Origin of the sequence: Nonomuraea sp. NPDC000554 (assembly GCF_040300065.1) — a bacterium.
In the GTDB taxonomy this organism is placed as follows: Bacteria; Actinomycetota; Actinomycetes; order Streptosporangiales; family Streptosporangiaceae; genus Nonomuraea.
The window spans coordinates 49,411-75,826 of the sequence record NZ_JBEPDC010000010.1 but is presented as its reverse complement, the minus strand read 5'-3'; the positions used below and the strand labels follow the sequence as shown (position 1 = coordinate 75,826).

21 protein-coding genes are annotated in these 26,416 nt (G+C 70.7%); 12 read left to right on the top strand and 9 right to left on the bottom strand.

What is annotated here, in order from left to right:
* Positions 1 to 23: 23 nt before the first annotated feature.
* Together ABT294_RS20220 and hppD are read right to left on the bottom strand one after the other, a co-directional pair.
* The gene (locus ABT294_RS20220) at positions 24 to 1,469 is read right to left on the bottom strand and encodes a M1 family metallopeptidase (RefSeq protein ID WP_350807552.1); all 1,446 of its coding nucleotides are present in this window, start codon (positions 1,467 to 1,469) and stop codon (positions 24 to 26) included.
* A gap of 159 nt (positions 1,470 to 1,628) precedes the next feature.
* A complete protein-coding gene (hppD, locus tag ABT294_RS20215; protein WP_350807551.1) occupies positions 1,629 to 2,738 on the bottom strand; it encodes a 4-hydroxyphenylpyruvate dioxygenase in 1,110 nt (369 codons plus the stop codon).
* A gap of 103 nt (positions 2,739 to 2,841) precedes the next feature.
* Here hppD and ABT294_RS20210 point away from each other — a divergent pair, with 103 nt between their 5' ends.
* The gene (locus tag ABT294_RS20210) at positions 2,842 to 3,321 is read left to right on the top strand and encodes an Lrp/AsnC family transcriptional regulator (protein ID WP_350807549.1); all 480 of its coding nucleotides are present in this window, start codon (positions 2,842 to 2,844) and stop codon (positions 3,319 to 3,321) included.
* 213 nt (positions 3,322 to 3,534) lie between these two features.
* A complete protein-coding gene (locus ABT294_RS20205) occupies positions 3,535 to 5,547 on the top strand; it encodes a transglycosylase domain-containing protein (protein WP_350807548.1) in 2,013 nt (670 codons plus the stop codon).
* Here ABT294_RS20205 and ABT294_RS20200 read toward each other — a convergent pair.
* Positions 5,544 to 7,517, bottom strand: a complete 1,974-nt coding sequence (locus tag ABT294_RS20200) for a thioredoxin domain-containing protein (protein WP_350807547.1) — start codon at positions 7,515 to 7,517, stop codon at positions 5,544 to 5,546. The genes ABT294_RS20205 and ABT294_RS20200 overlap by 4 nt on opposite strands.
* Before the next feature lie 285 nt (positions 7,518 to 7,802).
* Positions 7,803 to 8,051 (bottom strand): hypothetical protein, encoded by a 249-nt coding sequence (locus ABT294_RS20195; protein ID WP_350807546.1) that lies wholly within the window; start codon positions 8,049 to 8,051, stop codon positions 7,803 to 7,805.
* 160 nt (positions 8,052 to 8,211) lie between these two features.
* On the opposite strand from ABT294_RS20195, the gene ABT294_RS20190 reads away from it, so the two are divergent.
* Positions 8,212 to 10,311 carry a WD40 repeat domain-containing protein gene (locus ABT294_RS20190; RefSeq protein WP_350807545.1) on the top strand — a complete coding sequence of 700 codons (2,100 nt, stop codon included), beginning with the start codon at positions 8,212 to 8,214 and terminating at the stop codon, positions 10,309 to 10,311.
* Here the strand turns inward: ABT294_RS20190 and ABT294_RS20185 are convergent.
* Both ABT294_RS20185 and ABT294_RS20180 read right to left on the bottom strand, forming a co-directional pair.
* Positions 10,291 to 15,225, bottom strand: coding sequence for a WXG100-like domain-containing protein (locus ABT294_RS20185; RefSeq protein WP_350807543.1), 4,935 nt, complete (start codon positions 15,223 to 15,225; stop codon positions 10,291 to 10,293). The two genes, ABT294_RS20190 and ABT294_RS20185, sit on opposite strands and share 21 nt — an antisense overlap.
* A 6-nt stretch (positions 15,226 to 15,231) precedes the next feature.
* Complete coding sequence (locus tag ABT294_RS20180) at positions 15,232 to 15,534, bottom strand: hypothetical protein (RefSeq protein WP_350807542.1); 303 nt, start codon at positions 15,532 to 15,534, stop codon at positions 15,232 to 15,234.
* Positions 15,535 to 15,648: 114 nt separating this feature from the next.
* Here ABT294_RS20180 and ABT294_RS20175 point away from each other — a divergent pair, with 114 nt between their 5' ends.
* A complete protein-coding gene (locus tag ABT294_RS20175; protein WP_350807541.1) occupies positions 15,649 to 16,797 on the top strand; it encodes a hypothetical protein in 1,149 nt (382 codons plus the stop codon).
* Here the strand turns inward: ABT294_RS20175 and ABT294_RS20170 are convergent.
* The 3 genes from ABT294_RS20170 to mca are packed head-to-tail and all read right to left on the bottom strand — an operon-like array spanning position 16,783 to position 18,160.
* Positions 16,783 to 17,076, bottom strand: coding sequence for a GNAT family N-acetyltransferase (locus ABT294_RS20170; RefSeq protein ID WP_350807540.1), 294 nt, complete (start codon positions 17,074 to 17,076; stop codon positions 16,783 to 16,785). The two genes, ABT294_RS20175 and ABT294_RS20170, sit on opposite strands and share 15 nt — an antisense overlap.
* Positions 17,077 to 17,241, bottom strand: coding sequence for a hypothetical protein (locus tag ABT294_RS20165; RefSeq protein WP_350807539.1), 165 nt, complete (start codon positions 17,239 to 17,241; stop codon positions 17,077 to 17,079).
* A 34-nt stretch (positions 17,242 to 17,275) separates the two neighbouring features.
* Positions 17,276 to 18,160 carry a mycothiol conjugate amidase Mca gene (gene mca, locus ABT294_RS20160; RefSeq protein ID WP_350807538.1) on the bottom strand — a complete coding sequence of 295 codons (885 nt, stop codon included), beginning with the start codon at positions 18,158 to 18,160 and terminating at the stop codon, positions 17,276 to 17,278.
* Positions 18,161 to 18,294: 134 nt separating this feature from the next.
* Here mca and ABT294_RS20155 point away from each other — a divergent pair, with 134 nt between their 5' ends.
* The 8 genes from ABT294_RS20155 to phoH2 all read left to right on the top strand — a co-directional run bounded on the left by ABT294_RS20155 (position 18,295) and on the right by phoH2 (position 26,415).
* A complete protein-coding gene (locus ABT294_RS20155) occupies positions 18,295 to 18,717 on the top strand; it encodes a DUF4307 domain-containing protein (protein WP_350807537.1) in 423 nt (140 codons plus the stop codon).
* 106 nt (positions 18,718 to 18,823) lie between these two features.
* Positions 18,824 to 19,324 carry a transcription elongation factor GreA gene (gene greA / locus ABT294_RS20150; RefSeq protein ID WP_350807536.1) on the top strand — a complete coding sequence of 167 codons (501 nt, stop codon included), beginning with the start codon at positions 18,824 to 18,826 and terminating at the stop codon, positions 19,322 to 19,324.
* 86 nt (positions 19,325 to 19,410) lie between these two features.
* Positions 19,411 to 20,616, top strand: coding sequence for a C40 family peptidase (locus ABT294_RS20145; RefSeq protein WP_350807535.1), 1,206 nt, complete (start codon positions 19,411 to 19,413; stop codon positions 20,614 to 20,616).
* Between the two features lie 193 nt (positions 20,617 to 20,809).
* Positions 20,810 to 21,331 (top strand): ATP-binding transcription factor AbmR, encoded by a 522-nt coding sequence (gene abmR / locus ABT294_RS20140; RefSeq protein WP_350807534.1) that lies wholly within the window; start codon positions 20,810 to 20,812, stop codon positions 21,329 to 21,331.
* 248 nt (positions 21,332 to 21,579) lie between these two features.
* Positions 21,580 to 23,412 carry a phosphoenolpyruvate carboxykinase (GTP) gene (locus ABT294_RS20135; RefSeq protein ID WP_502912079.1) on the top strand — a complete coding sequence of 611 codons (1,833 nt, stop codon included), beginning with the start codon at positions 21,580 to 21,582 and terminating at the stop codon, positions 23,410 to 23,412.
* 114 nt (positions 23,413 to 23,526) lie between these two features.
* A complete protein-coding gene (locus ABT294_RS20130; protein WP_350807532.1) occupies positions 23,527 to 24,066 on the top strand; it encodes a hypothetical protein in 540 nt (179 codons plus the stop codon).
* A 54-nt stretch (positions 24,067 to 24,120) separates the two neighbouring features.
* Positions 24,121 to 24,888, top strand: coding sequence for an isoprenyl transferase (locus ABT294_RS20125; RefSeq protein ID WP_350807530.1), 768 nt, complete (start codon positions 24,121 to 24,123; stop codon positions 24,886 to 24,888).
* A gap of 207 nt (positions 24,889 to 25,095) precedes the next feature.
* Positions 25,096 to 26,415 (top strand): RNA 5'-3' helicase PhoH2, encoded by a 1,320-nt coding sequence (gene phoH2 / locus ABT294_RS20120; protein WP_350807529.1) that lies wholly within the window; start codon positions 25,096 to 25,098, stop codon positions 26,413 to 26,415.
* Position 26,416: the final 1 nt, after the last annotated feature.

The following is a 26,416-nucleotide window of genomic DNA, read 5'->3' as shown; positions in this document are numbered from 1 at the left end:
AGGCGCCGCCGTACCTCTTCGTGTCAGGTGACGGTGGGCTTCTTCGGCTGGAAGAGCCACGCGTCGAACAGCGGCTTCAGGTCCTTGCCCGAGAGCTGTTCCGCCAGCGCGATGAACTCATCCGTGGTGACATTTCCGTACTTGTGCTGCTCTGTCCACGTCTTCAGCAGCTTGAAGAACGTCGTGTCGCCGACCGACTTGCGCAGCGCGTGCAGCGTCATGCCGCCCCGCGTGTAGACCGAGTCGTTGAACAGGTCCTTCGGCACGGCGCGCCCCGGGGGGTACTTCCACATCGCGTCGGAGTCGGGACGGTCCAGGTACGCCCGGAACATGTCGTCGGCGCTCTTCTTGCCCGTGTGCTCGGACCACAGCCACTCGGCGTAGGTGGCGAAGCCCTCGTTGAGCCAGAGGTCCTTCCAGCGGGTGATGCTCAGGCTGTCGCCGAACCACTGGTGGGCCAGCTCGTGGGCGATGATGCCCTCGTCGGGCTGGAAACCGCCGTACAGCGGCTTGGTCTGGTTCTCCAGGGCGTACCCGGCCGGGTAGTTGTCGACCATGCCGCCGGTCGAGGAGAACGGGTAGCGACCGAAGATCTTGCTCCAGTAGTCGGTGACCTGACCTGAGACCGTGTACAGCTTGTCGAGCGAGCTGCGGAACTTGGGATCGACGGCGGCCAGGTTCGGGATGCCCGCCGCGGTGGTGCCCTTACGCAGCTCGAACTTGCCGATCGTGGCGGTGGCCAGGTAGGTCGCCATCGGGTGCTTCTCGCGCCAGGCGAAGGTGGTGCGGCCCGCCTTGGTGGTCGGCGGCGTCACCATCTCGCCGTTGGCCAGCGCGGTCGTCCCCTCGGGCACGGTGATCGTGAAGTCGTAGCTGGCCTTGTCGGACGGGTGGTCGTTCGAGGGGAACCAGGTCTTGGCCCCCGACGGCTGGCAGGCGACGAACGCGCCGTCGTCGGTCGGGATGAAGCCGTACGTGCCGAGGTTGGCGGGATCCTTGATCGGCGCGGGGACGCCGGAGTAGGTCACCTTGACGGTGAACTGCGCGCCCTTGGTGACCGGCTTGGCGGGGACGACGGTGAGCTCGTCGGTCTTGCGGGAGAACGTGGCCGGCGTGTTGTCGACCGCGATCTGGCTCACCTCCAGCCCCGACAGGTCGAGGTTGAAGCTCGACAGCGCCTGGGTGGCGCTGGCCTGGATGGTCGCGACGCCGTCGAGGTGCTTGGTGGACGGCGTGTAGTCGATCGCCAGCCCGTAGTGGGCCACGTCGTAGCCGCCGTTGCCGTCAAGCGGGAAGTCGGCGTCGCCGATTCCCGGTGCCCCTGCGGCCTTCGCCGGCGAGTGCGGCACGGGCGCCGCGGCGGCCCCGTTGCTCGGCGAGCAGGCGAGCACGCTCAGTAGCGCGGCAAGCGGCACGGCTGCGTAGTGGTTGAACCCCATGGACTCTGACTCCCCCTTCTGTCCGGGCATGCAGCCTATGACAAAAGAGCAGGTCAGACATCTATAACCAGAGCTTTGGCCACCTGATCACGCAGCGTGTCCGCCCGCGCCGGTCGCACCGGATTCACGGCGCGCACAGGGATTGTGGCCACCTGTGACCATGGTGGCCACCATCACATTTGGGCAAAGTTAAAGATTTCCCCTGCGCTCCTGCTCGCGCTCGATCGCCTCGAACAGCGCCTTGAAGTTGCCCTTGCCGAAGCCGAGCGACCCGTGCCGCTCGATCAGCTCGAAGAACACCGTGGGCCGGTCCTGCACCGGCTTGGTGAAGATCTGCAGCAGATAGCCGTCCTCGTCCCTGTCGACGAGGATCTTGCGCTTCTTGAGCTCCTCGATCGGGGCCCGTACCTGACCGATGCGCTCGCGCAGCTCGGGGTCGTCGTAGTAGGAGTCGGGCGTGTCCAGGAAGCGCACGCCCGCGGCGCGCATGTGGTCGACCGTGGTCAGGATGTCGTTGGTGGCCAGCGCGATGTGCTGCACGCCGGGGCCGCCGTAGAAGTCGAGGTACTCGTCGATCTGCGACTTCTTACGGCTGATCGCGGGCTCGTTCAGCGGGAACTTGACCTTGCGGGTGCCGTCGGCCACGACCTTGGACATCAGCGCCGAGTACTCGGTGGCGATGTCGTCGCCGACGAATTCCGCCATGTTCGTGAAGCCCATCACGTTCTGGTAGAACGCCACCCACTCGTCCATCTTGCCGAGCTCGACGTTGCCGACGCAGTGGTCGACGGCCTGGAACAGGCGCCCGTTCCGCACGTCCGGCGCGGCGACGAGCGGTTCGGCGTCGACGTAGCCCGGCAGGTACCTGCCGCCGTAGTTGGACCTGTCGACCAGCGTGTGGCGGGTCTCGCCGTAGGTGGCGATGGCCGCGACGACGACCTTGCCGTGCTCGTCCTCCAACGTGGACGGTTCGGCCAGCCCGGTGGCCCCGTGCCTGACCGCGTGCTCGTAGGCGGCCTCCACGTCGGGCACCTCGATGGCCAGGTCGATCACGCCGTCGCCGTGCTCGGCGACGTGCCGCGCCAGGTCGGTGCCCGGCCTGACCGAGGCCCTGAACTCGAATCTGGCGCTGCCCGAGGTCAGGACGTAGCCGACCTCGTCGCGGCTGCCGTTCTCCGGCCCGCGGTAGGCGACCAGCCTCATGCCGAACGCGGACGAGTAGTAGTGCGCAGCCTGCTTGGCGTTGCCCACGGCGAACACCACGGCGTCCATGCCGTTAACGGGAAAGACATCACTCATGTCACTAACTCTCGATTTAGATGGACGAGTTGTGCAACAGTTACTTCATCGAGTGGACAACATGTCCAGTGAAGCGGCGAAACTCCGGGAAGGTGTGTGCAGCATGACGATCGACCAGCTGGACGCCCGTCTGATCGCGCTCCTCGCCGCCGAGCCGAGGCTGGGCGTGCTGGAGTGCTCACGCAGGCTCGAAGTGGCCCGCGGCACCGTGCAGGCGCGGCTCGACCGGCTCGTCGCCCGGGGAGTGATCACCGGCTTCGGCCCCGACGTCTCGCCCGCGGCGCTGGGCTATGACGTGACCGCGTTCGTCACCATGGAGATCCGGCAGGTCGCCGGGCACGACCCGGTCGCCGACCGGCTGGCGCACATTCCCGAGGTGCTGGAGGTCCACACGATCACCGGCGGCAGCGACCTGCTCTGCCGGGTGGTGGCGCGCACGAACGCCGATCTGCAGCGGGTCATCGATCAGATCGTGGACGTTCAAGGGGTTCTCAGGACATCCTCAATCATCGCTCTTGACACTCCCGTTCCTTACCGAGTGTTGCCATTGGTCGCCGACGTCCCCCGTCGCCGGGAGGGCTAGCCGTACCATCGCTGAGGGACGAGGCACCCGAATCGATCGCCTAACCTTGACGTTCGCCCAGCTGGCGCGGGTTGAGCGGAGATGCGATCGGGGGGCGCGGTGCGGAGCGGTGGTGAGAAGGGCATGCGGAAACGGCGGGTTCTTCGCTTTCTGGTGATTGCTTGCGGTGCGGGGATCGTGGTAGGCGCCACGCTTTTCGGAATCGCGTGGGCGATGACCCCCATTCCCGACAGCACTCAGAAGGAGGCCACCGCCCAGGGGTCGGTGATCTACTACCGCGACGGCAAGACCGTCCTCGCCAGGCAGGGCATCAACCGCAAGAACGTGCCGCTTGCCAAGGTGCCGCAGCACGTCCGCGACGCCGTCATCGCCGCCGAGAACCGCTCGTTCTACGAGGACAGCGGCGTCTCGGTGAAGGGCACCGCGCGGGCCGTCTGGTCCACTCTCACCGGGCAGCAGCTCCAGGGCGGTTCGACGATCACCCAGCAGCTCGTCCGGAACTACTACAGCGGGCTGAGCCAGGAACGTTCCATAACCCGCAAGTTCAAAGAGATCCTGATCTCGATCAAGGTCGATCAGTCCAAGCCGAAGGACTGGGTGCTGGAGCAGTACCTCAACACGATCTACTTCGGCCGCGGCGCCAACGGCGTCGAGTCGGCCGCCCAGGCCTACTTCGGCAAGGACGTCGACAAGCTCACCGTGGCCGAGGGCGCCTACCTGGCCTCGGTGATCCAGCAGCCCAGCCGGTTCGCCGACCCCAAGGGCGCCGACCTGGCCGCCGTCCAGGCCCGTTGGAAGGGCGTCATCAACGCCATGGGCCAGACGGGGGCGCTCACCCCCGAGCAGGTGGCCGGCGAGACGTTCCCCACGCTCAAGACCCCGAAGAAGCCGTTCGAGCTCAAGGGCCAGGGCCGGTACATGCTCGAACAGGTCACCGCGGAGCTGAACCGGCGCGGCTACACCGACGAGGACATCAGCAGCGGCGGCCTCAGGGTCGTCTCCACCTTCGACAAGAAGCTCATGGACGCTGCTGGGCGGGCCGTCAAGCAGGTGCTGCCCTCGGCCACGCCGAAGAAGGTGCGCACCGGGCTGGCCGCGGTGAACCCGGCCAACGGCGAGGTCGTCGCCTTCTACGGCGGCAACCCCGACAGGTCCCAGTACGACAACGCCTTCTCCGCCAAGGTGCAGGCGGGCTCCACGTTCAAGCCGTACACGCTGGCCACCGCGCTCAACAACGGGTTCGACCTGACGACCAGGGTGAACGGCAACTCGCCCATGCACGTCGCGTCCGACCCCGAGCACCCCATCCCGAACGACAGCGACCGCTCCTACGGCGAGATCGACCTGGTCGGCGCCACCCAGAACTCGGTCAACACCGCGTTCGTGGACCTCGGCCAGAAGGTCGGCCTGGACAAGGTCGCCAAGACGGCGGAGCAGGCGGGCATCCCGAAGGCGCAGATCCAGCCGCACCAGGGGGCCGCGTCGTTCCCGCTCGGCGTCGCCTCGGTGAGCGCCGTGCAGAACGCGTCCGGGTTCTCCACCTTCGCCAACGGGGGCGTTCACATGGAGGCGCACGTCGTCAAGTCGGTCACCAGGGCCGACGGCACCAAGGAGACGGTCAGGCCGGAGTCCAGGCAGGTGATCAGCAAGCAGGCCGCCGCCGACACCACGTTCGCGCTCCAGCAGGTCGTGAACTACGGGACGGGCAGCGCGGCCAGGCTCTACGACCGGCCGGTGGCCGGCAAGACCGGCACGACCGACCACTCGGCGTCCGCGTGGTTCAACGGGTACGTCCCGCAGCTCGCGGTGGCGGTCGACATGTTCAGGGACGACAACAAGACCGTGGAGATCCCCGGGTACGGCGTGCAGTTCGGCGGGCAGCTCCCGGCGCAGATCTGGCGGGCGTTCATGACCGAGGCCATGGCGGGCCAGGAGGTCGTGGACTTCCCGGAGCCGTCCGGCTACGGGTACCAGCCCGACTACTCGACCCCGGACCCCAGCCAGCCCGACCCTCAGCAGTCGCAGGACCCCGGCCCGTGGGACATGCCCACGCCCGACAGCACCGACCAGCCGTTCACCGAGTCGCCGACGCAGCGGCCCGACCGCAACAACCCGCCGGACATGCAGCAGCAGCCGCCGCAGAACGACAACCCGTCGACGGGCCGCCCGTCCGTGCCCACGGGGCCGCCCAACCGCGACCCCGGCGGGTTCTCGCCCGGCCGCTAACCCGGTGATCCACCGGCCAGTTCGGCGCGCAGCGCCTCAGGGCTGGTAACCGGCATGCGACAGGCGAAGTTCCGGCACACGTAGGCGGCCGGCGCCCCGCCGACCGGCCCACGCCCTTCCAGCAGGGCGGGCTCGCCGGTCTCGGCGGGCGTACCGGGGCCGAGGGCGACGACCAGGCCGGGGGCGGTGGCGAGCAGCGCCTCGCGGTGCAGCGCCCGGGTGCGCGGGTCGTCCGGCGGGCCGACGACGGCCACCTCCACCGGGCCCGACAGGGCCGCGCGGGCCACCGCCAGCCCCCACCCGGCGAACCGGGCATGACCGGGAGCCAGGACCGACACCGGCCGCAGCGCCGCCAGGGCGGCCTCGCGGTGGCGTGCCGAGCCGGTCAGCGCGCCGAAGGAGAGCAGCGCCCCGGCGGCGGCGTACTGGCCGGAGGGGGTGGCGTTGTCGGTGGGGTCGCGGGGCCGCTGGAAGAGCCGCTCGGAGTCGTCGGCCGTGTCGTAGAAGCCGCCGGCCCCGTCGGCGAACCGGTCGAGCACCGCGTCGAGCAGCGTCGCCGCCAGGCGGAACCAGCGGGTCTCGCCGGTCACGCCGTACAGCGCGAGCAGCCCTTCGGCGACGTCCGCGTAGTCCTCCAGGACGCCCGCGTTGGCACCGGCCCGCCCGTCGCGCGAGGTGCGCAGCAGCCTGCCCTCGACCAGATGGACGTCCGCCAGCAGGGACGCGGCGACGCCCGCCGCCTCCACCAGGTCCGGACGCTCGAAGACGGCGCCCGTCTCGGCCAGCGCGGCGATGGCCAGCCCGGTCCACGCGGCCACCACCTTGTCGTCGCGTCCGGGCCGGACCCGCCGCTCGCGGGCGGCCAGCAGCGCGGCCCGGACCCGCTCGTACCGCTCGTCGTCCTCGGGGTCGGACAGGAGCTGGAGCACCGACGTGCCGTGCTCGAACGTGCCGGTCACCTCGAAGAGCTCCGCCGCCCACGCGCCGTCGTCGTCGCCGAGGACCTCGCGCAGCTCGTCAGGGGTCCAGACGTAGAACCTGCCCTCCTCGCCCTCGCTGTCGGCGTCGAGCGCCGAGGCGAACCCGCCCTCGGGCGTGCGCAGCTCGCGCAGCAGCCACTCGGCGGTCTCCAGCGCCACCCGGCGCGCCAGCGGCTGCCCACTCGCCTTCCACCAGTGCGTGTACACCCGCAGCAGCAGCGCGTTGTCGTAGAGCATCTTCTCGAAGTGCGGGACCACCCACCCGGCGTCGACGCTGTACCGCGCGAACCCGCCGCCGAGCTGGTCGTACATGCCGCCGCGCGCCATCGCCTCAAGAGTGCGGCCGCTCATCTCCGTCTCCCCGGAGCGCAGCAGGAACTCCAGCACCATGGACGGCGGGAACTTGGGCGCCCCGCCGAACCCGCCGCGCTCGGCGTCGAACGACGAGCGCAGGTTCCCCAGGGCCACCTCCAGCGTCTCGGCCGTCGGCTGCGGCCCGGCGGGCAGCGCGGAGCCCTGGTTGAGCGCCTCGACCACCTTCGACCCCTGCTCCAGGACGGACTCCCGGTCGCCGCGCCAGGCGTTGTGCACGCCGACGAGCAGCCGCTGGAAGTGCGGGCGCGGGAAGTAGGTGCCGCAGAAGAACGGGTGCCCCTCGGGCGTCGCGAACACCGTCATCGGCCACCCGCCCTGCTGCGTCATGGCCTGGGTGGCGTTCATGTAGACGGCGTCGACGTCGGGCCGCTCCTCGCGGTCGACCTTCACGTTGACGAAGTGCGCGTTCATCAGGCGCGCGGTGTCGGCGTCCTCGAAACTCTCGTGCGCCATCACATGGCACCAATGGCAGGCCGAGTAGCCCACGCTGATCAGCAACGGCACGTCGCGCCGACGCGCCTCTTCCATCGCCGCCTCTCCCCAAGGCCACCATTCAACCGGGTTGTCGGCGTGTTGAAGGAGGTAGGGAGAGGTCTCACTACCAAGCCTGTTCATACGGCCAGGCTCTCACACCGACAGAACAGGACGATGCGGGTGAGAAGCACCTGCTGGTTCTTCCTGTCGATCCGGTACTCCGCGATGCCGTACCCCTTCGGGATGAGGATTTCCCGCCAGTCCGGATCAGCGCCGACCTGGTCGCTCCCGCCCAGCCAGGGTCCTCGCAGATCGCGACCGTGAGGGCGGCCACCGTCGAAAACGCTTCCGCTGAAACCGATGGGTCGCCAAGCGTCTCAGCCACGATCTCGGAAGGTACGACGGGCCATAGGTCGTCCCCCTCATTCACCGGGCGGCCCGCCCCTGACGCCTGCGGAGAATCTCGTCCATGCTCGTGGTCGGCAAGGTTCCGGCCTCGGCCGCCGCACGCACCCGGTCACGCTCGGGGTCGGTGTCGAGCATCGCGCGGCCCCACCAGGCGGTCAGCACGCCGTCAAGCTCGGGGCCCTGCTGCGCTTCCAGGAGTTCGGCGAAGAACTGGGCGCGGCGGCTCCCACGCAGTGCGTTGGAGATGCCGCCGATGGTTCTTGGCACTCTCGGATGGTCCGCCATGTCACCGCGAACGGGCTGAGCGCTCACGACACCGCCTTTCGTCGCTTCAGGGTACGCCGTCGGCTCCGTTACTCGCATGAGTCCCGTGGTACCAGTGGGAGGCCCCTGCTCGCATGGGACGGGCTGGCGTAGGTTGTTGGCCGTGGCACTGGTCGTGTACCGGCGGGGCGGAATCGAGGTGGCCGTCGGCGCCGACGGGCGCGTGCGGATGGCCGTGGAGCCGCCCGGCGAGGGCGGGTGGGCGGCCGAGCTGGATCCGGTGGTCTGGCCGCGGGTGGTCGCGGCGCTGGTGGCGGAGGGCCTGGTCGGGGGCACGGTCGGGGGCACGGTCGGGGGCGCGGTCGGCGGCGAGCCGTCGGAGCCGGTGGTCGTGGACGTTCCCGTGCCGCTGCTCGACCTGCTCGTCCGGGCCGTCGCGACGGGGGTGGGGCCGTACGTGGCGCACCGCCGGGTCAGGACGGAGGAGGGCGCTCGGGGCGAGCCGGGGGCCGCCGCGTTCGGGGAGGTCCGCGGCGTCCCGGCGGTCGCGGTGGGTGGCCGGGACCGGTCGTTCGCCCTGTACGAGGTGCCGGGGGGCACGGCGCTCGGCGTGTCCACCGCGGCGGGGACGGCGATCAGGGCCGTCGCGCTCGGCCGGGACTCCGTCGCGGTGGCCGGCGACGACCACCTGGTCAGGGTCTGGGATCTCGGGTCGGGGCGGCAGCTTCCCGTCCGGGCGGGGCACGGGGGGCGGCCGGTGCGGTCGCTGGCCTGCCACGGCGCGCTGGTCCTGTCCGCCGGCGACGGCGTGCGCGCCTGGGACGGCAGGTCCGGGGCGGCGCTCGGGGCGCTGGACCATGAGTCGAGCGCCGTCTGCCTCGTGGAGGCGGGCGGTCGGCGGCTGATCGCCATGGGGACGGAGAGCGGGCTGGTGCGGCTGGTGGACGCCGCTTCCGGGCGGCCCGTGCACGTGCTCGGCTGCGGGCCCGGCTGGGTGAACGCGGTGGCGGGCGGGAACGGGCTGGTCGCCGCGGGCGGCGCGGGAGGGGTGATCCGGGTCTGGGACGCCGCGACCGGGCGCGAGCTGCACGAGCTGATCGGCCACGCCGAGAGCGTGGTCGGGCTGGCCTTCGCCGGTGCGGAGCTGGCCTCGTGCGCGCTGGACGGGACCGTGCGGATCTGGGCCGCCGGTGAGCAGGTGCGCGCGTGGGCGATCGGCGACGAGTGGCCGACCGGGCTGGCGTCCGGGGTCCTGGCGGGCCGGCCGGTGCTGGTCACGGGCGGGGAGCAGGTCCGGGTGTGGGACACGACGGGGAAGCTGCTGCGCGCGCTGCCGCTCCGCGCCACGTCGGTGGCCGTGTCGGGCTCCGTGTCAGGCGCTGTGTCGGACGCTGTGCCGGGCGCTGTGCTGGGCGCTGTGGCGGCGGGGGCTTCTGTGACGGGGGAGGCGCCTGGCGGGCTCGTGGCCGTGGGCTCCGCCGAGGGGACCGTCACCGTCCTCGACGGCGACGCCCTCGTGCGCGAGCGGGCGTCCGAGCCGCGCGTCCGGTACGAGCGGGAGTCCGGCGACGGCGCGGTCACCGCGCTGGCCTTCGGCGCCGACGGGCTGGTCAGCGGCACCGGCGACGGCGCCGTCCGGGTGCACGAGCCCGGCACCGGCGAGGTGGCCGTGGTGCCGACGCCGCACCTCGGACAGGTGCTCGCGCTGGCCTTCCACGACGGCCTGCTGGTGTCGGGCGGCATGGACCGGGCCGTGCGGGTCTGGGACGCGGCGACGGGCCTCCCGCTGCGCAGGCTGCTCGGGCCTCGGGAGGGCGTGACGGCGGTGGCGGTCGCCGAGCTGGACGGCCGGGCCGTGGTCGCCGCCACCGGCTACGACAGGGACGTCCGCACCTGGGACGCGGCCACGGGCAGGCCGCTGCTGGCGATCCACGACGTGCACCAGGGGCCGGGGTACGCGCTCGCCTTCGGCGAAGCCGGCGGCCGGGCGGTGATCGCCTCTGGCGGCCACGACGGGCGGGTGCCCGTGCTCGACGCGCGTACCGGCCACGAGGTCGTCACCCTGGCGCCCAACCCCGGCACCGTGCTGTCGCTCCGGCTCAGCGGCGACACGCTGCTGGTGGGCTGCGACGACGGCACCGTGCGGCGGTGGAGCCTGCCGGGCGGCGAGCTGCTCGGCGAGACGCGGGCGCCGGTGCTCCCGCTGGCGCTGTCGGACGGGTACGCCGCAGGCCCGGACGGGCTAGCCGGGATCGGCCTGTGACGACGGCGGCACCAGCGGGACGTCGTTGACCCGTTCGGCCCCGATCGCGATGAACGCGTTCTCCAGGGCCTCGCGCTGCCGCCGCCAGGCCAGCTCGACGCGCTGCCGGTCGAGGAGCGACGTGCCGCCCTGGTCGAACAGGGGGGCCGACTGTGTGATGACCACGCCGTCCCTGCCGGGCTCGATCCTGTGCGTCACCTCGGCCGACGCCCCCGCGTCGGTGCCGACCCTGACGGTGAACTCCACGGAGTCGCCGACCGTCCGCACCTCGCCGAGGCGGGCCTGGACCCCTGTCAGCGGGTCGTCGAAGGCGACGACCCGCTCCAGCCACTCCCGCAGGCGGTCGGACGTGCGCAGAACCAGCGGCTCCTCAGGCGCCGCCCGCAGGATCGCCTCGGCGCGCTCCCCCCACCGCGCGGCCGTGACCTCCAGCGGTGTGGGGTCCGGGCGCAGCGCGATCCGGACCGTCGCGGGCGCGTCGGCGGCGCCGGGCAGCCGCGCGCCCAGCGTCCCCTGGCGGCTGGTCCGCCCCGCCAGGTCGCCCAGGAACCGCACCTCCTCGGCGGTCACCACATGGTCGGCGGGACGTCCGAGCAGCTCGTTGACCTGGCCGCGGAGCCAGGCCGCGTCGGGCAGGCGGGTCTCGGCCGTGGCGCCGAGCTGCCAGGCGAGCACGTGCAGCCGCAGCAGCTCCTTGGCGGAGAAGGGGTGTTCCGGGCCGGTGCCGAACACCTCGCGCCCGGTGGCGACCAGCGTCTCGACGTAGTCCAGGTGCCGCGGCGTCATGTTGTGGAACGGGAGGCGCCCGGCCGGGCCGGAGCCGAAGAACACCGTCGTGGCGCGGTCCAGGAGCTGGACGTGGTCAAGGAACGAGCGCTCGCCCTGCGGGAGGTTGTCCGCCTGGAGCAGCATCCGCACGTACTTGGGCAGTCCGTGACGGTTGACGTCCGGCGACCCGGGCCATACGGCGGTCTGCACCGGAGCGGGACGTTCCAACCGGTGCAACGGCACCTCGGGCATGGACGGAGACGTCCGGACGAGGTGCCCGCTGAGCGTGTCCAGGTGGCGGTCGCGGAGCCCCGCGGTGACGGGCAGGGGGCGTCCGGTCTCGTCGACGGTCGCGCGCTGCTTGAGGTGCGGCCACGACCATTCCTGGCGGACCGGCCCCATCACGCTCAGCTTGCCGTCCACCCCGTCGGAGACCGGCTTCCTGACGCTGCCCGGGTGCGCCGCGTAGTCGGGTTCCAGCCCGAGGAGGAAGCCGATCCGGTGCGCGTGCTCGACGAGCGGCACCTTGGCGGCGAAGACCATGCGCCCCCGATGCTGCGCCAGGTCGATGGGGTGCAGGCCGATCCGCTGTTCGGGCGACACGCCGGGCGCCGCCCGCTCGAACTCCACGCGCACGTGCAGCTGTGAGCCGTCCACGCTCAGCCGGTGCTGGTGGTTGTAGTACAGGTCGACGGCGGTCCGGATGTCGGCCTGGAGCTGGACCGCGTCGGCCTCCGACAGGCCGCGCGCCGGTTCGTAGGGCACGTGCACGGTGAACTCGGTGACGGGCCGCAGGGTCCCGTCGGGGCCTCTGGCCCACATTCGGCGCGCCTCGATCGGCACGACGTCGGGGTAGGCGCCGCGCACCTCGATCGGGGTGGCTGTCAGGCGGGCGTCGGCCCAGCTGCCGGCGTCCGCGGCCGCGCGCGGGTCGATCGAGTACGCGTACCGCTGGCCCTCGCGCAGCGTCTCCCGCATCCCGGAGCCGGGCACGAGGTGCTCGGCGGCCTCGGACGGCGGCCTCTCCGACACCCGTGGCCGGTCGGCCGACTCGGCCAGGTCGGCGCCGGTCAGCGGGTGCCCGTCGGCCTGCAGGGCGCGTAGCTCGGCGGTGAGGGCGCGCAGGTCCACCGTGCCCTCGGCCAGGGCGCGCGACTGCTCGGCCGCGTCGGAGAACACCTCGGCGGCCCGCCGGGTGGTGGCGGGGTCCGGGCTCTCCCGCAGGAACTCGGCGGCCGCCCTGTGCAGGGTCGCCGCCCCCGTCTCGCCGGGCTGCCGCGTGCCGCCCGTCTCGGTGAACCACTCCGACAGCCTGGCCAGGCCGTCGAAGTCGCGCGGGCGCAGGTCGGCTCCGAGCTGTCGGCGGAACCAGGAGGCGTCCGGCGGGCGGGTGTGCGGGTCCGCCCCGAGCAGCCCGGCGAGCCCGTGCAGGCGGAGCAGGTCGCGGTGCGCGAGTGCCTCGGGCTCGGTGCCGTAGAGGGAGCGGGCCGCGTCGGCGAGCGCGTCGGCGTAGTGGAGGTGCGCCTCGGTCACCCGCTGCCGGCCGAACAGGTCGTGCACGCGCTCCAGCCGCCTGGCGTGCTCCAGCGGGTCGCGGTCTCCGGCGGGGAACCGCTCGCCCAGGCGTCGCAGGTGCGGCGGCAGCGCGATGTCGCTCGGCGGCGCGTACACGTCGAACGCCTTGCGCGGCCCCGGGGCGCCCCGGGAGACCCGGGGTGGCTCGCCACCGAGGAGGACGCGCTCCAACCGGGCCAGGTGCCGGTCACGCAGGCCCGCGGTCGGGCTGACCCAGTGGCCCGCGCGGTCGAGCACCAGGCCGCCCGAGTGCCACCTCTCGCTGGCCGCGCCGCCCATGAACGAGAGATCTCCGAACACGTCGACGTCCGTGGCCGTCCTGTGTCCCGCCCTGGCGGCGTCCGGGTACTCGTCCCCCAGGCCCAGGAGGTGGCCGAACTCGTGGGCGAGCTTGATCGGGCCGGCCTCGGCGAACCAGGTGAGCGGCCCCCCGCGCCCGTGGCCCGGATGGAAGGCGACCACGCCGTGGCCGGCCGGCCGCACCGGCTGGAACTCCAGGCGCACGTGGAGCTGGCTGCCGTCGGAGAGCCTGTGCTGGTGGTTGAAGACGAGGTCGACCCCGTCCATGGCCTTGGACTTCATCCGCTCCACCGCCGCCGGGCCGAGATCCGGATGTGCCTGGAAGCGGACCTTGACGGTGACCTCCGTCACCCGATGCGGTCCCACCGCCATGCGCCGCACCTCGACGGGGGCCGCCTGGTCGATGTGCGGGTGCAGCCGGTTCTCGACCACCCCCACCTGGGCGTACCGGCGCAGGTGCGCCCATTGCTCGGCGTGCAGGGCTCTGCCGGGGTCGAGGACGTAGGCGTGCTCGCCCTCCAGCCGTGCGAGGACGGCCGGGTCGTGCAGCGGCACCACCGCCGTCCTCCTGTCGGGGTCGGCCACGCTCCGCACGGGGTAGACGTCCTGCGGTTGGACGTGCTGCCCAGGCGGTCTGGACGGCGGGGACGCGTCCTCGGGGAGCCCGGCGAAGGTGGTGTGCGGCTGGTCGGCGAGGACCAGCGGCACCCCCGAAGGCGCGTCGAGGATCGGCATCGGCCCCTTGGCGTGCTCGGCGATCTGCCGGAACGCCTCCGTGGCGCTGTCCGCCCAGTCGTGGTGCCCGAACTCGCGCATCTCCCGTATCACGGCCTCGACCTGGGGACGCATGGCCGCGACGTCGCTCGGATGGAGCGGGTTGTCCACGAATCGCGGGAACTGCCCCGGCCCCTCCGCGCGGAAGAAGTGGCGGACGAACGGGTTCCTGCTGTCAGGCAGCAGCCCCTGCCCGAACAGCTTGTCGTGGTCGAACCCGCGCAGGACGCCCCCGGCCACGCGCATGCCCTCGTGTCCGGGCCCGGCGCCCGCCCTGTCGTGGTTGAGGCCCACCGTGTCGAACCCGCCCATGAGGACGCCCTCGCGGGTGTTCTCGTACCCGGGCGCCGACCAGGTGCCGTCGTGCCCGCGGACCACCGGTGGCGGCTCGCCGTCGACCCAGCTCAGCCGGACGGTGCGCTCGCCCGTCACCCGTACGTCGGCGACGTGGGCGCCCATCGCCCTGCCCAGCTTGGCGCCGAAGTACTCGCGGTCGCGACGGTCGGTGTTGGCGAACTCCTTCTCCACCTCGATCGTGCCGTCGCTGTAGACGATCCGCTCGGCCCGGACGGTCTCGCCGCCGACGGGCAGCGGCTCCCTGCTCACCTCCTTGCGGTCGCCCCAGTTGAGCAGGGAGTCGATGTGCCCGCCGGGGTCCCCGTGTCGCAGCCCGGGGCTCCAGCTCGCCCAGTGCGCGTCGGCGGCTCCGATCGCGCCCGAGGTGACGCCCTTGGCGACCATCGTCCAGTCGACCGGCTGGCCCGTCGCGACCTGCATGCCGAGCGTGGCCGCGCCGTTGGCCAGCGCGGACTCGCCCATCAGGCCCACCATCGACCTCGGCGGACGCAGCCAGGCGAGGCCGGTGAGCAGCGCCCCGGTCAGCGCGCCGGTGCCTGCCGCGGTCAGCACCTGGCCCCAGTCGATCCGCTCCCGGCGGGGCTGGCTCACCTGGACATACCAGTCCATGCCGGCCATCAGCCCACCGAACAGCGCGATGTTGAGCAGCAGGCGCTTGCGGAGCTGCCGCACCGTCATCCGGGTGACCTGCGCCCTGGCTTTCGCCTTGAACAGCGCCCAGGGCGAGCGCGTCCGCAGGAAGAGCACGAGCAGCCAGCCGATCTGCAGGACCAGCAGCAGCGCGCCCAGCTTGATCATGCGCTTGGTGTTCTGGACCTGGACGCCCAGCTCGTTCAGCGCGAACGCCAGGTCGGCCAGGCTCTTCACCAGCTCGGCCTTCCGCCCGCCGGTCGTCTCGGCCACGTGCTTGACGGCCGCCCTCAGCGCCTCGCCGTCCCAGTCGGACGTCGCGTGCCGTGCCGCGCCGCCCGCGGCTGTCCCGTCACCGCGCACGCCCGCCGCGATCCGGCGGACCGCGTAGCAGAGTTCGTCGGCGAGCAGGAACAGCCGGCGCTCGTCGCCCTCCGGCCAGTCGGTGCCGACCGCCCAGCCCACCCAGGGACGCGCCCACGAGGGGATGGGAATCCCGTCGAGCCACACCGGAGATCAGCCTCCCGGCGACTCGGCGTCCCTGTAGGTGCGGGCGCCGTCGTGCAGGCGGTCATGCACGCCTTCGAGGTCGTCGAGGTAGCCCTCGAAGTGCGCCATGATCTCGGCCTTGCGGTAGGGGAAGCTCTGCTCCAGCTGGGCGCCGTACTGGTCGTCCCCCATGGGGCGACCGGCTCTGGCGAACGCGTCGCGCACCTCGTCGCGGATCATCCGGACGTGCTCCGCCTCTTCCGCCGCGTCCTGGGCACGCTGCCTGATCCCCGACCACCGCGCCGTGTAGCCGTGTTCCACAGCGTTCACTCCCGTACCTCTCGTTGCAGGAGAAAATACCCTAAGCGTTCATATTCGGACAGCTTCTGGATGATCTCGGGCTCGGCGGTGTGGTGCGGACGGCAGGGGCGTAGGTTACAGAACGTGGATCTGGACTTCGTCTGCACGCACGCCGGTCGGCCCGCACCCGATCTCACCCGCAGGGACGTGGCAAGGGCGCTGCTCGCCGTGCCCTCGGGGGTGGCGCTCGTGGCGCTGCCCGACCTCCGGCGGGCGCTGCTGGCCATGGGCAACCCGCTCTCGTCGCCGTTCTGGGAGTCGGCCAGGGCCGCGCTGAGCTCGATCGAGTCCGGCGCGGCCACGGTGGGCGACGTGCAGCGCTGGGCCGAGTCGACGGGCAGCGAGCCGATCCTCATGACGCCCAGCTACTTCGTCTGGCCGGAGGAGGAGGAACGCGGCCCGGTCGCCGAGGAGATGTTCGCGCGGCTCGTGGCGTACCTGGAGGAGCGGATCGACGCGGGCGACGTCGACCCCGACGCGCTGGCGGGCGGCGACCTGCCGGCCCGCAGGGCGTACGAGGAGCTACAGGAAGAGTGGCTGAGCACGCCGCTGCCCGACGGCAGGGTGCCCGGCTTCGCGGTCAACGACGAACAGGACGAGGAGCTGTTCGCCGTCTGGGACGAGGAGGAGGCGTTCGCGCTCTCCGAGCTGCGCCGGATCATCGGCGAGCTGCCCATGCAGCCCGACCTGCCCATCGGCGAGCTGCGCCGGGCCGGCACACGGCTGCGCGAGCTGCTCGGCCTGCCCGGCTACCCGGCCAACGTGCTGCGGGCCTGCGCCGGCTTCGACGACCAGCCGATGCCCGACGACGACGAGGAGTTGTGGCTCGCGGTGGCGGCCGGGATCACCGGGCCCGTCTCCGACCTGTCGGAGGAGGGCGACACGCTGGAGGAGTTCACCGACCTGGAGGGCGAGCTCAGCTACGAGGACACCGTGCTGGCCAACCTCTGCGCGATCCAGCACGCCGACTGGCTGGCCGCGGTCGCCGCGCTGGCCAGGTTGGGGCCGGGGGTGCTGGCCTCACCCGAGCGGGTCGCCAGGTTGATCGGCGAGTCGGAGGACATCGACGTCGACGAGTACGAGGTCGACGACCTCGCCACGGAGAGCCTCTTCCAGCCGGTGGTCGGCCTGTGGGCCTACCTCGGCATCGTGAACGAGGACGACGTGCTCACCCCACTGGGCTGGTGGGGGCTGCCCAAGGCGCTGGAGCGCGCCTGGTCACCCGCCGACTGACTCGTCGACCAGGCCCTGGTACTCGGGGTGCCGCTTGATGTAGGACGCCACGTACGGGCAGAGCGGCACCACCCGCAGCCCGGTGTCGCCGCTCATCTCGAGCGCCTGCTTGACGAGCGTGCTCGCCAGGCCCTGCCCCTCGAACTCGGGCAGCACCTCGGTGTGCGTGAAAACGATCTTGGCAGGCGCCAGCCGGTACTCGGCGAAACCGGCGACCCTGCCATCGACGAGAACCTCGAACCGGCTCTCCATCGCGTTGTCGATCACTTCGATCGGCATCTACTCGGCCTTCTTGTCGTCGCCTTCGGCCGCGTGCGGCACCTTGATCTTCGACATCTGCTTGTTCATGGATTTGATCAAGACGTACAGGGCCACCCCGATGAGGGCGACGACGGTGAAGCCGAGCAGACCCGGGCTGACATCACCAGCTGCGAGAACAGTCACCCTTCCAGTCTGCCATCGGGGTGGCGTGGTCCGTTCAGTGGCAGGCGGGCGAGACCTCGTCGGCGTGGATCCCGGCGAACAGGTCGTCCTCGGGCAGCTCGGTGTCGACCAGCGAGCGCGCCAGGTGGTAGTCCTCCGTCGGCCAGATCTCCTGCTGCAGCTCGCGCGGGCAGACGAACCAGAACCCGTCGGGATCGACCTGGGTGGCGTGCGCGAGCAGCGCCTCGTCGCGGATCTCGAAGTAGTCGCCGCACGGCACCCGGGTGGTGACCGGCCACTTGGCGGGACGGTCCTCCCAGCGGGAGATCCAGTCGGCGTACGGCGAGCCCATGCCGCGCGTGGTCATCGCCTCGTGCAGCGCCTCGAACCGCTCCTTGGTGAAGCCCATCTGGTAGTAAAGCTTCAGCGGCTGCCACGGGTCGCCGGTGCCGGGGTAGCGGTCGGGGTCGCCGGCCGCGTCGAACGCCTCGACCGACACCCGGTTGGTCATGATGTGGTCGGGGTGCGGGTAGCCGCCGTCGTCGTCGTACGTCACGATCACGTGCGGGCGGAACTCGCGCACCGCGGCCACCAGCGGCGCCGAGGCGTCCTCCAGCTTCTGCAACGCGAAGCACCCCTCGGGCAGCTCCTCGTTCTCGTCCTCCGGCAGGCCGGAGTCGACGAAGCCCATGAACCGCTGCTCGACACCCAGGATCTCGCGGGCCCGCGCCATCTCCGCCCTGCGCACCTCGCCGATGTTGGCCACGATCTCTGGCAGGTCCATCTTCGGGTTCAGCACGGAGCCACGCTCACCTCCGGTGAGGGTGCACACGAGCACCTCGACACCTTCGCGCACGTAACGCGCCATCGTCGCGGCGCCCTTGCTCGACTCGTCGTCGGGGTGGGCGTGGACGGCCATCAGCCTCAGCGGTGCACTCACGGGCTCGATGTCTCCTCAGTCGGACCGATCACCCGCCCGGACAGGTTAGTTTCTGCTGGGCGGTCGCGAGGGCACGCCCCCCGCAGGCGACAATTGTCTCGGATAACGCTGAGGGAGTGCAGGGAGATTCCGCCATGGCCACCAGAGATGTCGAGAACGGCCCGGTTCTCGGCACACCCGACGACTTTCCGGACCGTCCCAGGCGCGGCGGCCGGCTCGTCGTGCACGTCGTCATCGGCGTGCTGGTAGCCATCGTCGCCGGTGGCTGGGGCTACGTGATGTGGTCGATGACCGGCAGCAGCACGGGCGCCGCCTCGCAGGTGGTGTCGTTCGACGTCAAGAGGCCCGACCAGGCCGAGATCACCTTCGAGGTGAGCAAGCCTTCCGACAAAGCCGCCGTATGCCGCATCAGGGCCACGGACGTCAACCACGCCGAGGTCGGGAGCAGGGAAGTAAGAATCCCGGCCGGTGCGGGTACGAAGCAGCTCAAGGAGCGCCTCGACACCAGTGCCGCGGCGACTTCCGTCCATATCCAGTACTGCACTCTCGTAGAATGAGACGTTTGGGGAAGCGTTCGGGCGGTTACGTTTGTTAGCCTTTCGAAATTCAACTGGACGCAACCTCGACAGAGCTCAGTGCCCCCTAGGCAAGCAAGGAGAACCCGTGGCCGACTCTCGCGATGAGAACGTCACATGGCTGACGCAGGAGGCGTACGACCGTCTGAAGGCGGAGTACGAGTATCTCTCGGGCCCAGGGCGCGTCGACATCGCCAAGAAGATCGAGGCCGCCCGCGAGGAAGGTGACCTGAAGGAGAACGGTGGCTACCACGCCGCCAAGGACGAGCAGGGCAAGATGGAGGCCCGCATCTTCCACCTCCGCCAGATCATCGACAACGCCCAGGTGGGTGAGGCGCCGAAGACCGAGGGCATCGTCGGCCCCGGCATGACCGTGACGATCCGGTTCGTCGGCGACGACGACGAGGTCACCTTCCTGCTCGCCTCCCGCGAGGAGAGCGGAGCACCCATCGACGTCTACTCGCCCAGGTCGCCCCTCGGCGCCGCGATCAACGGCAAGAAGATCGGCGAGAAGGCGACGTACGCCATGCCGAACGGTCGTCAGAACACCGTCGAGATCCTCGAGGCCGTGCCGTACATCGGCAACTGACTCCCGAAGACCAGACCCGCCGGGCCTATCCGAGTCCGGCGGGCTTTTCGCGTTCCTCGGGCATCCGCCAGGACCTCGGCTTCCTCATGGCCGCCTCCACCCGGCGCGACCACCGCAGGCTGGTGCCGTTCATCGTGGTGGCGCTGGTCGCGGTGCTCACCGCCGACACCCTGCTGCTCGTCCAGTCGGGCGAGCGCGCCGACACGACCGTGGCGCGGCGGCGGCCGGCCGCGGTGGTTCCCAGGCAGACCCTGGCGGCCGAGACCAGGCCCCAGACCAATCCCCAGACCAATCCCCAGGTCACGACCACCATGCAGCCGGTGGCGCCGCTCGGGCAGCTGCACAAGCCCAACCTGTTCGTGGTCACCCGCAAGCCCCTCACCAACCAGCTCTTACGCAAGGTCGCCCGGGTCAAGGGGGTCAAGGCGCTGGAACTGGCCGACGCCGCGTCCGTCCTGCTCGACAACAAGCGGGTGCAGACCCTGGCCGTCAACCCGTCCTCGTTCCGGGCGTACACGCCGAAGGTGACCGCGTCCTCCGACGCGCTCTGGACGAACGTCGCCGCCGGTGACGTCGCCGTCTCGTTCGTGCTGGGCAACGACGGCGGGCTCGCGCTGCACCGCCGCGTCTCCGGCCCGGCGGGGGAGCTGCGGATCGGCGCCTACGCCACGACCGGCTTCGGCGCGGTCGACGCGGTCGTGTCCAGGGAGACCGGGCGGACCCTCGGGCTGCCGCAGAACAACGCGCTGATCGTCAGCGCTCCCGGCGTCGACTCGGCCAAGCTACGCAAGTCCGTGCTCGGCCGGCTGCCCAAGGGCACGCAGGCGGTCATGGTGAACCCGGTGCTGCCCAAGCCGCAGACCAGGCAACAGACGCTGGCCACGGGCTCGTTCATGACGGCCGCCCAGATCACCGTGGCGCTGAAGGCCGCGGTGTCCAAGCTCGGCAGGCCGTACGTGTGGGGGGCGGAAGGCCCCAACACCTTCGACTGCTCGGGCCTCGTGCAGTGGGCGTACGCGCAGGCGGGCGTGCGGATGCCGCGGGTGACCCACCAGCAGTGGGTGACGGGGCCGCAGGTGTCGCTGGCGCAGGCGCAGCCGGGTGACCTGCTGTTCTGGCGCAGCGACCCGACCAACCCGGGCTACATCTCGCACGTGGCGATCTACTGGGGCAACGGGAAGATGCTGCAGGCGCCGCGCACCGGGGACGTGGTGAAGTTCTCCCCGGTGAACACCCGCAACCTGGCCGGCGTCGTCCGGGTCAGCCCGGTACTGGCGTCCCGGGTCCGCTGACACGAGCCTGCCCCGCCCCTCCCACGTCCCACCTCACCGCCGCCCGCGCCTGCCTGCATGCTCGGCGGCTCCCTCGCGACCCGCCCGCGCCGCGTTCAGCGGCCCCGGCTCGGATGTCGCTTCGCCGCCACAAGGCCCTGACAGGCGCCTCCTGGGGGGTGTATTTCGCGCGCAAGTGTGTAATGTTGATTACATGGCAAACGAGGAAGCAACAGCGCAGATCCGGGCCTGGTTCACCGGCCGCCTCCCCGAGGGCTGGTTCACCGGCGCGCCGGAGATCGTGAGGGACCGCGAGGAGATCGCGGTCCTCGGGACGCTCCAGGAGCCCGAGGCCGAGGGCTCGGAGGCCGAGCGGGTCGCCCTGGTCGACGGGCTGATCCGACGGTTCCGCGAAGAGACCCGCGACAGGCGCATCGAGATCGCCAAGGAGGCCGAGCGCAGGTTCCGGCAGAAGGTGTCCTGGGGCGTCGTCTGCGGCGGCGAGACTGTGATGTTCACCACTCTCTCGGTGCCGGTGATGACCCGGCTGCGCCAGTCGGAGAGGCAGGTCCTCGACACGCTGGTGGCCGCTGGCGTGGCCCGCAGCCGCAGCGACGCGCTGGCGTGGTGCGTCCGGCTGGTCGGCAAGAACACCGACACCTGGCTGACCGAATTGCGCGACGCTTTGCAGCACGTCGACCGTGTTCGCTCCTCCGGGCCGGATGTCAATTCCTGAGAGCACCCAGCGGAAACGGGCCGGAAATTGGACTATACCTCTTACCAGATTGGTTTAGACCAGCGCTATTGTGCCCGTCCGGCGCGCTGACCGAATTCTTTAAAAGCCCTCTTCCTGGGTAGGCTCCCCCAATCGTCAAGGCCGCTGCCTGCGGCGACGCCGTATCCAACAGGTCTATGCCAATTGGATTCCAGACGGCGTCTGCGTTAAAGATGTTTGGGCGCCGACAGAGTGGAGGAGCCACAGCCGTGTCCGTTTCCGTGGAAGTACCGGCCCCGACGACCAATGCCGAATTGGTCGCGTGGGTGAACGAGATCGCAGCCCTGACCCAGCCCGACCGGATCGAGTGGTGCGACGGCTCGGAGGAGGAGTGGACGCGCCTGACGAACCTGCTCGTGGAGCAGGGCACGTTCACCCGACTGGCCAAGCGGCCGAACAGCTTCTACGCCAAGTCCGACCCGAGCGACGTGGCCAGGGTCGAGGACCGCACGTTCATCTGCTCGGAGCGCGAGCAGGACGCGGGCCCGACCAACAACTGGATCGCTCCGGCCGAGATGCGGCGGACGTTCGGCCAGCTGTTCAAGGGCTGCATGCGCGGCCGCACCATGTACGTGGTGCCGTTCTGCATGGGCCCCCTGGGAGGTGAGATCTCCCAACTCGGTGTCGAGATCACCGACTCGCCGTACGTGGCGGTGTCGATGCGGGTGATGACGAGGATGGGCGACCGGGCGCTGCGCCTGATCGAGAAGCGTGCGGCGGCGCGAAAGGCCGGGAAGCGCGACCATGAGCACAGCGACTTCGTCAAGGCGGTGCACAGCGTGGGCGCCCCGCTGGCGCCGGGCCAGCACGATGTCCCGTGGCCGTGCAGTTCCACCAAGTACATCAGCCACTTCCCCGAGACCCGCGAGATCTGGTCGTACGGCTCGGGCTACGGCGGCAACGCGCTGCTGGGCAAGAAGTGCTACGCGCTGCGCATCGCCAGCACGATGGCCCGTGACGAGGGCTGGATGGCCGAGCACATGCTCATCCTGAAGCTCACGCCGCCGTCGGGTGAGACGCGCTACATCGCCGCGGCCTTCCCGAGCGCGTGCGGCAAGACGAACCTGGCCATGCTGCAGCCGACGATTCCCGGCTGGAAGGTCGAGACGGTCGGCGACGACATCGCCTGGATGCGCTTCGGCGACGACGGCCGTCTCTACGCGATCAATCCGGAGGCCGGCTTCTTCGGCGTGGCTCCGGGAACCGGCGAGGTCACCAACGCCAACGCGGTCAAGACGCTCTGGGGCAACAGCATCTTCACCAACGTCGCGCTCACCGACGACGGCGACGTGTGGTGGGAGGGCCTCACCGACGAGCCGCCCGCGCACCTGACCGACTGGAAGGGCCGCTCCTGGACGCCTGACAGCGACGAGCCGGCGGCCCACCCGAACGCCCGCTTCACCACACCCGCCTCGCAGTGCCCCACGATCGCCCCCGAGTGGCAGGACCCCAAGGGCGTGCCCATCTCGGCGATCCTGTTCGGCGGCCGGCGCGCCACCGCGGTGCCGCTGGTCACCGAGTCGCTGAGCTGGGAGCACGGCGTCTTCCTCGGAGCCAACGTCGCCTCCGAGAAGACCGCCGCTGCCGAGGGCAAGGTCGGGGAGCTGCGCCACGACCCGTTCGCCATGCTGCCGTTCTGCGGCTACAACATGGGCGACTACTTCGCCCACTGGCTGAAGATCGGCAGGCGTTCGGGCGCGCAGCTGCCGCGCATCTACTACGTGAACTGGTTCCGCAAGGACGCCGACGGCAGGTTCATCTGGCCGGGCTTCGGCGAGAACAGCCGCGTGCTCAAGTGGATCGTGGACCGGCTCAACGGCGAGGCCAAGGCCGTCCCGACGCCGATCGGCCTGCTGCCGGAGGCGCTCGACACCGAGGGCCTGGACCTGTCGGAGGAGGACCTGCGCACGTTGCTGTCGGTGGACCGTGAGGTCTGGCGCGAGGAGGCGTCGCTGATCCCGGCGCACTTCCGCACCTTCGGCGACCACCTGCCGAAGGAGCTGTGGGACGAGTACACCGCCCTGGTCGACCGCCTGGGCTGACGAGGTCGCAGAGGTACGGTCCACGGGGCCGTACCTCTTGAAGGGCGCTGGGGTTTTTGCGGGTTTAGCTGACTTTCGGGCGGAAACCTCTCTCTCGTGGGGGGACTGCGCTGTGTGGACGGCTCATACCTGACCGTCACGCCTGTCGCGTGCACGGACAGTGTCGGCAGGCCGTACGAGATCACCTTGGAGCTGCGCCGCGACGGCACGCCGTACGGGGTCGTGGGGGAGAGGTGCGGCTGGCTGCTCGCCCGGCTGGCCCGGGGCGTGGACGACGCCCGTGATGGCCGCGGCGGGGCCGGGCTCTGGCCGGACCCCGACGACCGGTTCCCCGACGAGGAGCCCGAGAGCGAGCTGTTCTCCTTCCGCTATCGCACAAGGTCCGGCGTGGTGGGCGGCGGGGAGCTACGCTGCCAGCTCAGGACCATCCCGATCTGGGTTCCGCGCCGCGAGGGCTGCGGCGAGTGGCGCCTGACCCGCAGGGCGTACGTGGAGGCGTGGGGCGCCTCCGGCATCGGCATGCGGGCGGTGCTCACCTCGGCCGAACTGGCCGTGTTCGTCCGCGGCCTGGTGGACGAGGCCGAGGGCTGCCTTGACGGTAGAGATCTGGCCAGGAATCCCGTTGAGGGAGCAGGCAGGGGTGAATCGCGGTGATAATTGCCTGTTAGGTCATACGACCACAGGCACAGCACCGCTGGGGAGGGCTCCGTGGGCCTGCGCGATCTGGTCTACCGGGTGTACGAGCACCGGTTGGAGACCAAGCTGTCGAAGGTGAAGGGCAGCATCCCCCGGCATGTCGGGGTCATCATCGACGGCAACCGCCGCTGGGCGCGGTCCATGGGCATGTCCGACGTCGCCACCGGCCATCGCAAGGGCGCCGACAAGATCTCCGAGCTGCTCACCTGGTGCCGCGAGACGGGCGTCGAGGTCGTCACGGTCTGGATGCTGTCGAACGACAACCTGAACCGTCCCAGGGAGGAACTGGAGCCGCTGCTGCGGATCATCGAGGACGTCACGCAGGAGCTGGTGGAGGAGGGCTGGCGGATCAGCCCGGTGGGCGCGCTGGACCTGCTGCCGGACAGAACGGCGAATGTCCTGAAAACTGCGAAAGAGGCCACATCGCACCGTCCCGGCCTGATTGTGAACGTTGCAGTTGGGTACGGTGGAAGACGTGAGATTGCCGATGCGGTGCGCTCACTCCTCCAGGAGCACGCCAGCAAGGGGGCCAGCATCGAGGACCTCGTCGAGGTTCTCGATGTCGAGCACATCGCGGAGCATCTCTACACTCGCGGTCAGCCCGACCCGGATCTTCTCATCCGGACCTCGGGCGAACAGCGTCTGTCGGGCTTCATGCTGTGGCAGAGCGCTCACTCTGAGTTCTACTTCCACGAGGCCTACTGGCCCGACTTCCGCAGGGTCGACTTCCTGCGGGCGCTGCGCGACTATGCCGCGAGACACCGGCGTTACGGTTTCTGACCCGCGAAGCGGGTATTCAGGACGTAACGTTGGAAGTGTTCGGCCACAGGCCGAACACTCCGGAAAGGGCCCGCCTTTGCGCCACGACCTGCTGAGGGGGGCCGGAACCCGGCACCGCCGGCATGTCGCGGTAGGGGATGCGGGTCCGGTCCGATTCCCGCCTCGTCTGCAGGGCTCCCGCTCTCATGGGCGCCCGGGGGAGAACGTGTGGCAGTGTCCTCGAGCAACCCTTCTTCCAAGCCCGCCAAGCGCACTTATGTGCTGGACACCTCGGTCCTGCTCGCCGACCCGGCGGCATTGACCCGTTTCGCGGAGCATGACGTCGTCCTTCCGATCGTCGTGATCACGGAGCTTGAGGGGAAGCGGCACCATCCCGAACTCGGCTACTTCGCGCGGAAGGCCCTGCGCTACCTCGACGACCTGCGCGTGCAGTACGGCAGGCTGGACGAGCCGATGCCGACCGGGGATGGAACGATCAGGGTTGAGCTCAACCACAGCGATCCGTCCGTGCTTCCCGTCGGCTTCCGGCTGGGCGACAACGACACCCGCATCCTGACCGTGGCGCGCACGCTCGCCGCCGAGGGCTGCGACGTCGTGCTCGTCTCCAAGGACCTGCCGATGCGGATCAAGGCGGGCTCGATCGGCCTGCTGGCGGAGGAGTACCGCGCCGAGCTGGTCGTCGAGTCGGGCTGGACGGGAATGGCCGAGCTCCAGGCCACCACGGAGGACGTGGAGACGCTCTTCGAGCACGGCACCGCCGACATGGACGAGGCCAGGGACCTGCCCACGCACACCGGCCTGCGGCTGCTGTCGGCCAAGGGCTCGGCGCTCGGCCGGGTCCTGCCCGACAAGTCGGTGCGGCTGGTGCGCGGCGACCGCGAGGCGTTCGGGCTGCACGGCCGCTCCGCCGAGCAGCGCATCGCGCTGGACCTGCTGATGGACCCCGAGATCGGGATCGTCTCGCTGGGCGGCCGGGCGGGCACCGGCAAGTCGGCCCTGGCCCTCTGCGCGGGCCTGGAGGCCGTCCTGGAGCGCCGCCAGCACCGCAAGGTGGTCGTCTTCCGCCCGCTGTACGCGGTGGGCGGCCAGGAGCTCGGCTACCTGCCGGGAACCGAGGGCGAGAAGATGGGCCCGTGGGCCCAGGCGGTCTACGACACGCTGAGCGCGGTCACCTCGCCCGAGGTGATCGAGGAGGTGCTCGACCGCGGCATGCTGGAGGTGCTGCCGCTCACGCACATCCGCGGCCGGTCGCTGCACGACGCGTTCGTGATCGTGGACGAGGCCCAGTCGCTGGAGCGCGGGGTGCTGCTGACCGTGCTGAGCCGGATCGGCGCCAACTCCCGCGTGGTGCTCACCCACGACATCGCCCAGCGCGACAACCTGCGCGTCGGCAGGCACGACGGCGTGGTGGCGGTGGTGGAGAAGCTCAAGGGCCACCCGCTGTTCGCGCACGTCACGCTGACCAGGTCGGAGCGCTCGCCGATCGCCGCGCTGGTGACCGAGATGCTGGAGGACATCACGATCTAGG

What these genes read in the sequence shown, in the direction of transcription:
- ABT294_RS20220 (WP_350807552.1), bottom strand. Translation starts at nt 1,469, where the DNA reads ATGCCCGGACAGAAGGGGGAGTCAGAGTCCATGGGGTTCAACCACTAC.
- hppD (WP_350807551.1), bottom strand. Translation starts at nt 2,738, where the DNA reads ATGAGTGATGTCTTTCCCGTTAACGGCATGGACGCCGTGGTGTTCGCC.
- ABT294_RS20210 (WP_350807549.1), top strand. Translation starts at nt 2,842, where the DNA reads ATGACGATCGACCAGCTGGACGCCCGTCTGATCGCGCTCCTCGCCGCC.
- ABT294_RS20205 (WP_350807548.1), top strand. Translation starts at nt 3,535, where the DNA reads ATGACCCCCATTCCCGACAGCACTCAGAAGGAGGCCACCGCCCAGGGG.
- ABT294_RS20200 (WP_350807547.1), bottom strand. Translation starts at nt 7,517, where the DNA reads ATGAACAGGCTTGGTAGTGAGACCTCTCCCTACCTCCTTCAACACGCC.
- ABT294_RS20170 (WP_350807540.1), bottom strand. Translation starts at nt 17,076, where the DNA reads ATGCCGATCGAAGTGATCGACAACGCGATGGAGAGCCGGTTCGAGGTT.
- ABT294_RS20155 (WP_350807537.1), top strand. Translation starts at nt 18,295, where the DNA reads ATGGCCACCAGAGATGTCGAGAACGGCCCGGTTCTCGGCACACCCGAC.
- ABT294_RS20145 (WP_350807535.1), top strand. Translation starts at nt 19,411, where the DNA reads ATGGCCGCCTCCACCCGGCGCGACCACCGCAGGCTGGTGCCGTTCATC.
- abmR (WP_350807534.1), top strand. Translation starts at nt 20,810, where the DNA reads ATGGCAAACGAGGAAGCAACAGCGCAGATCCGGGCCTGGTTCACCGGC.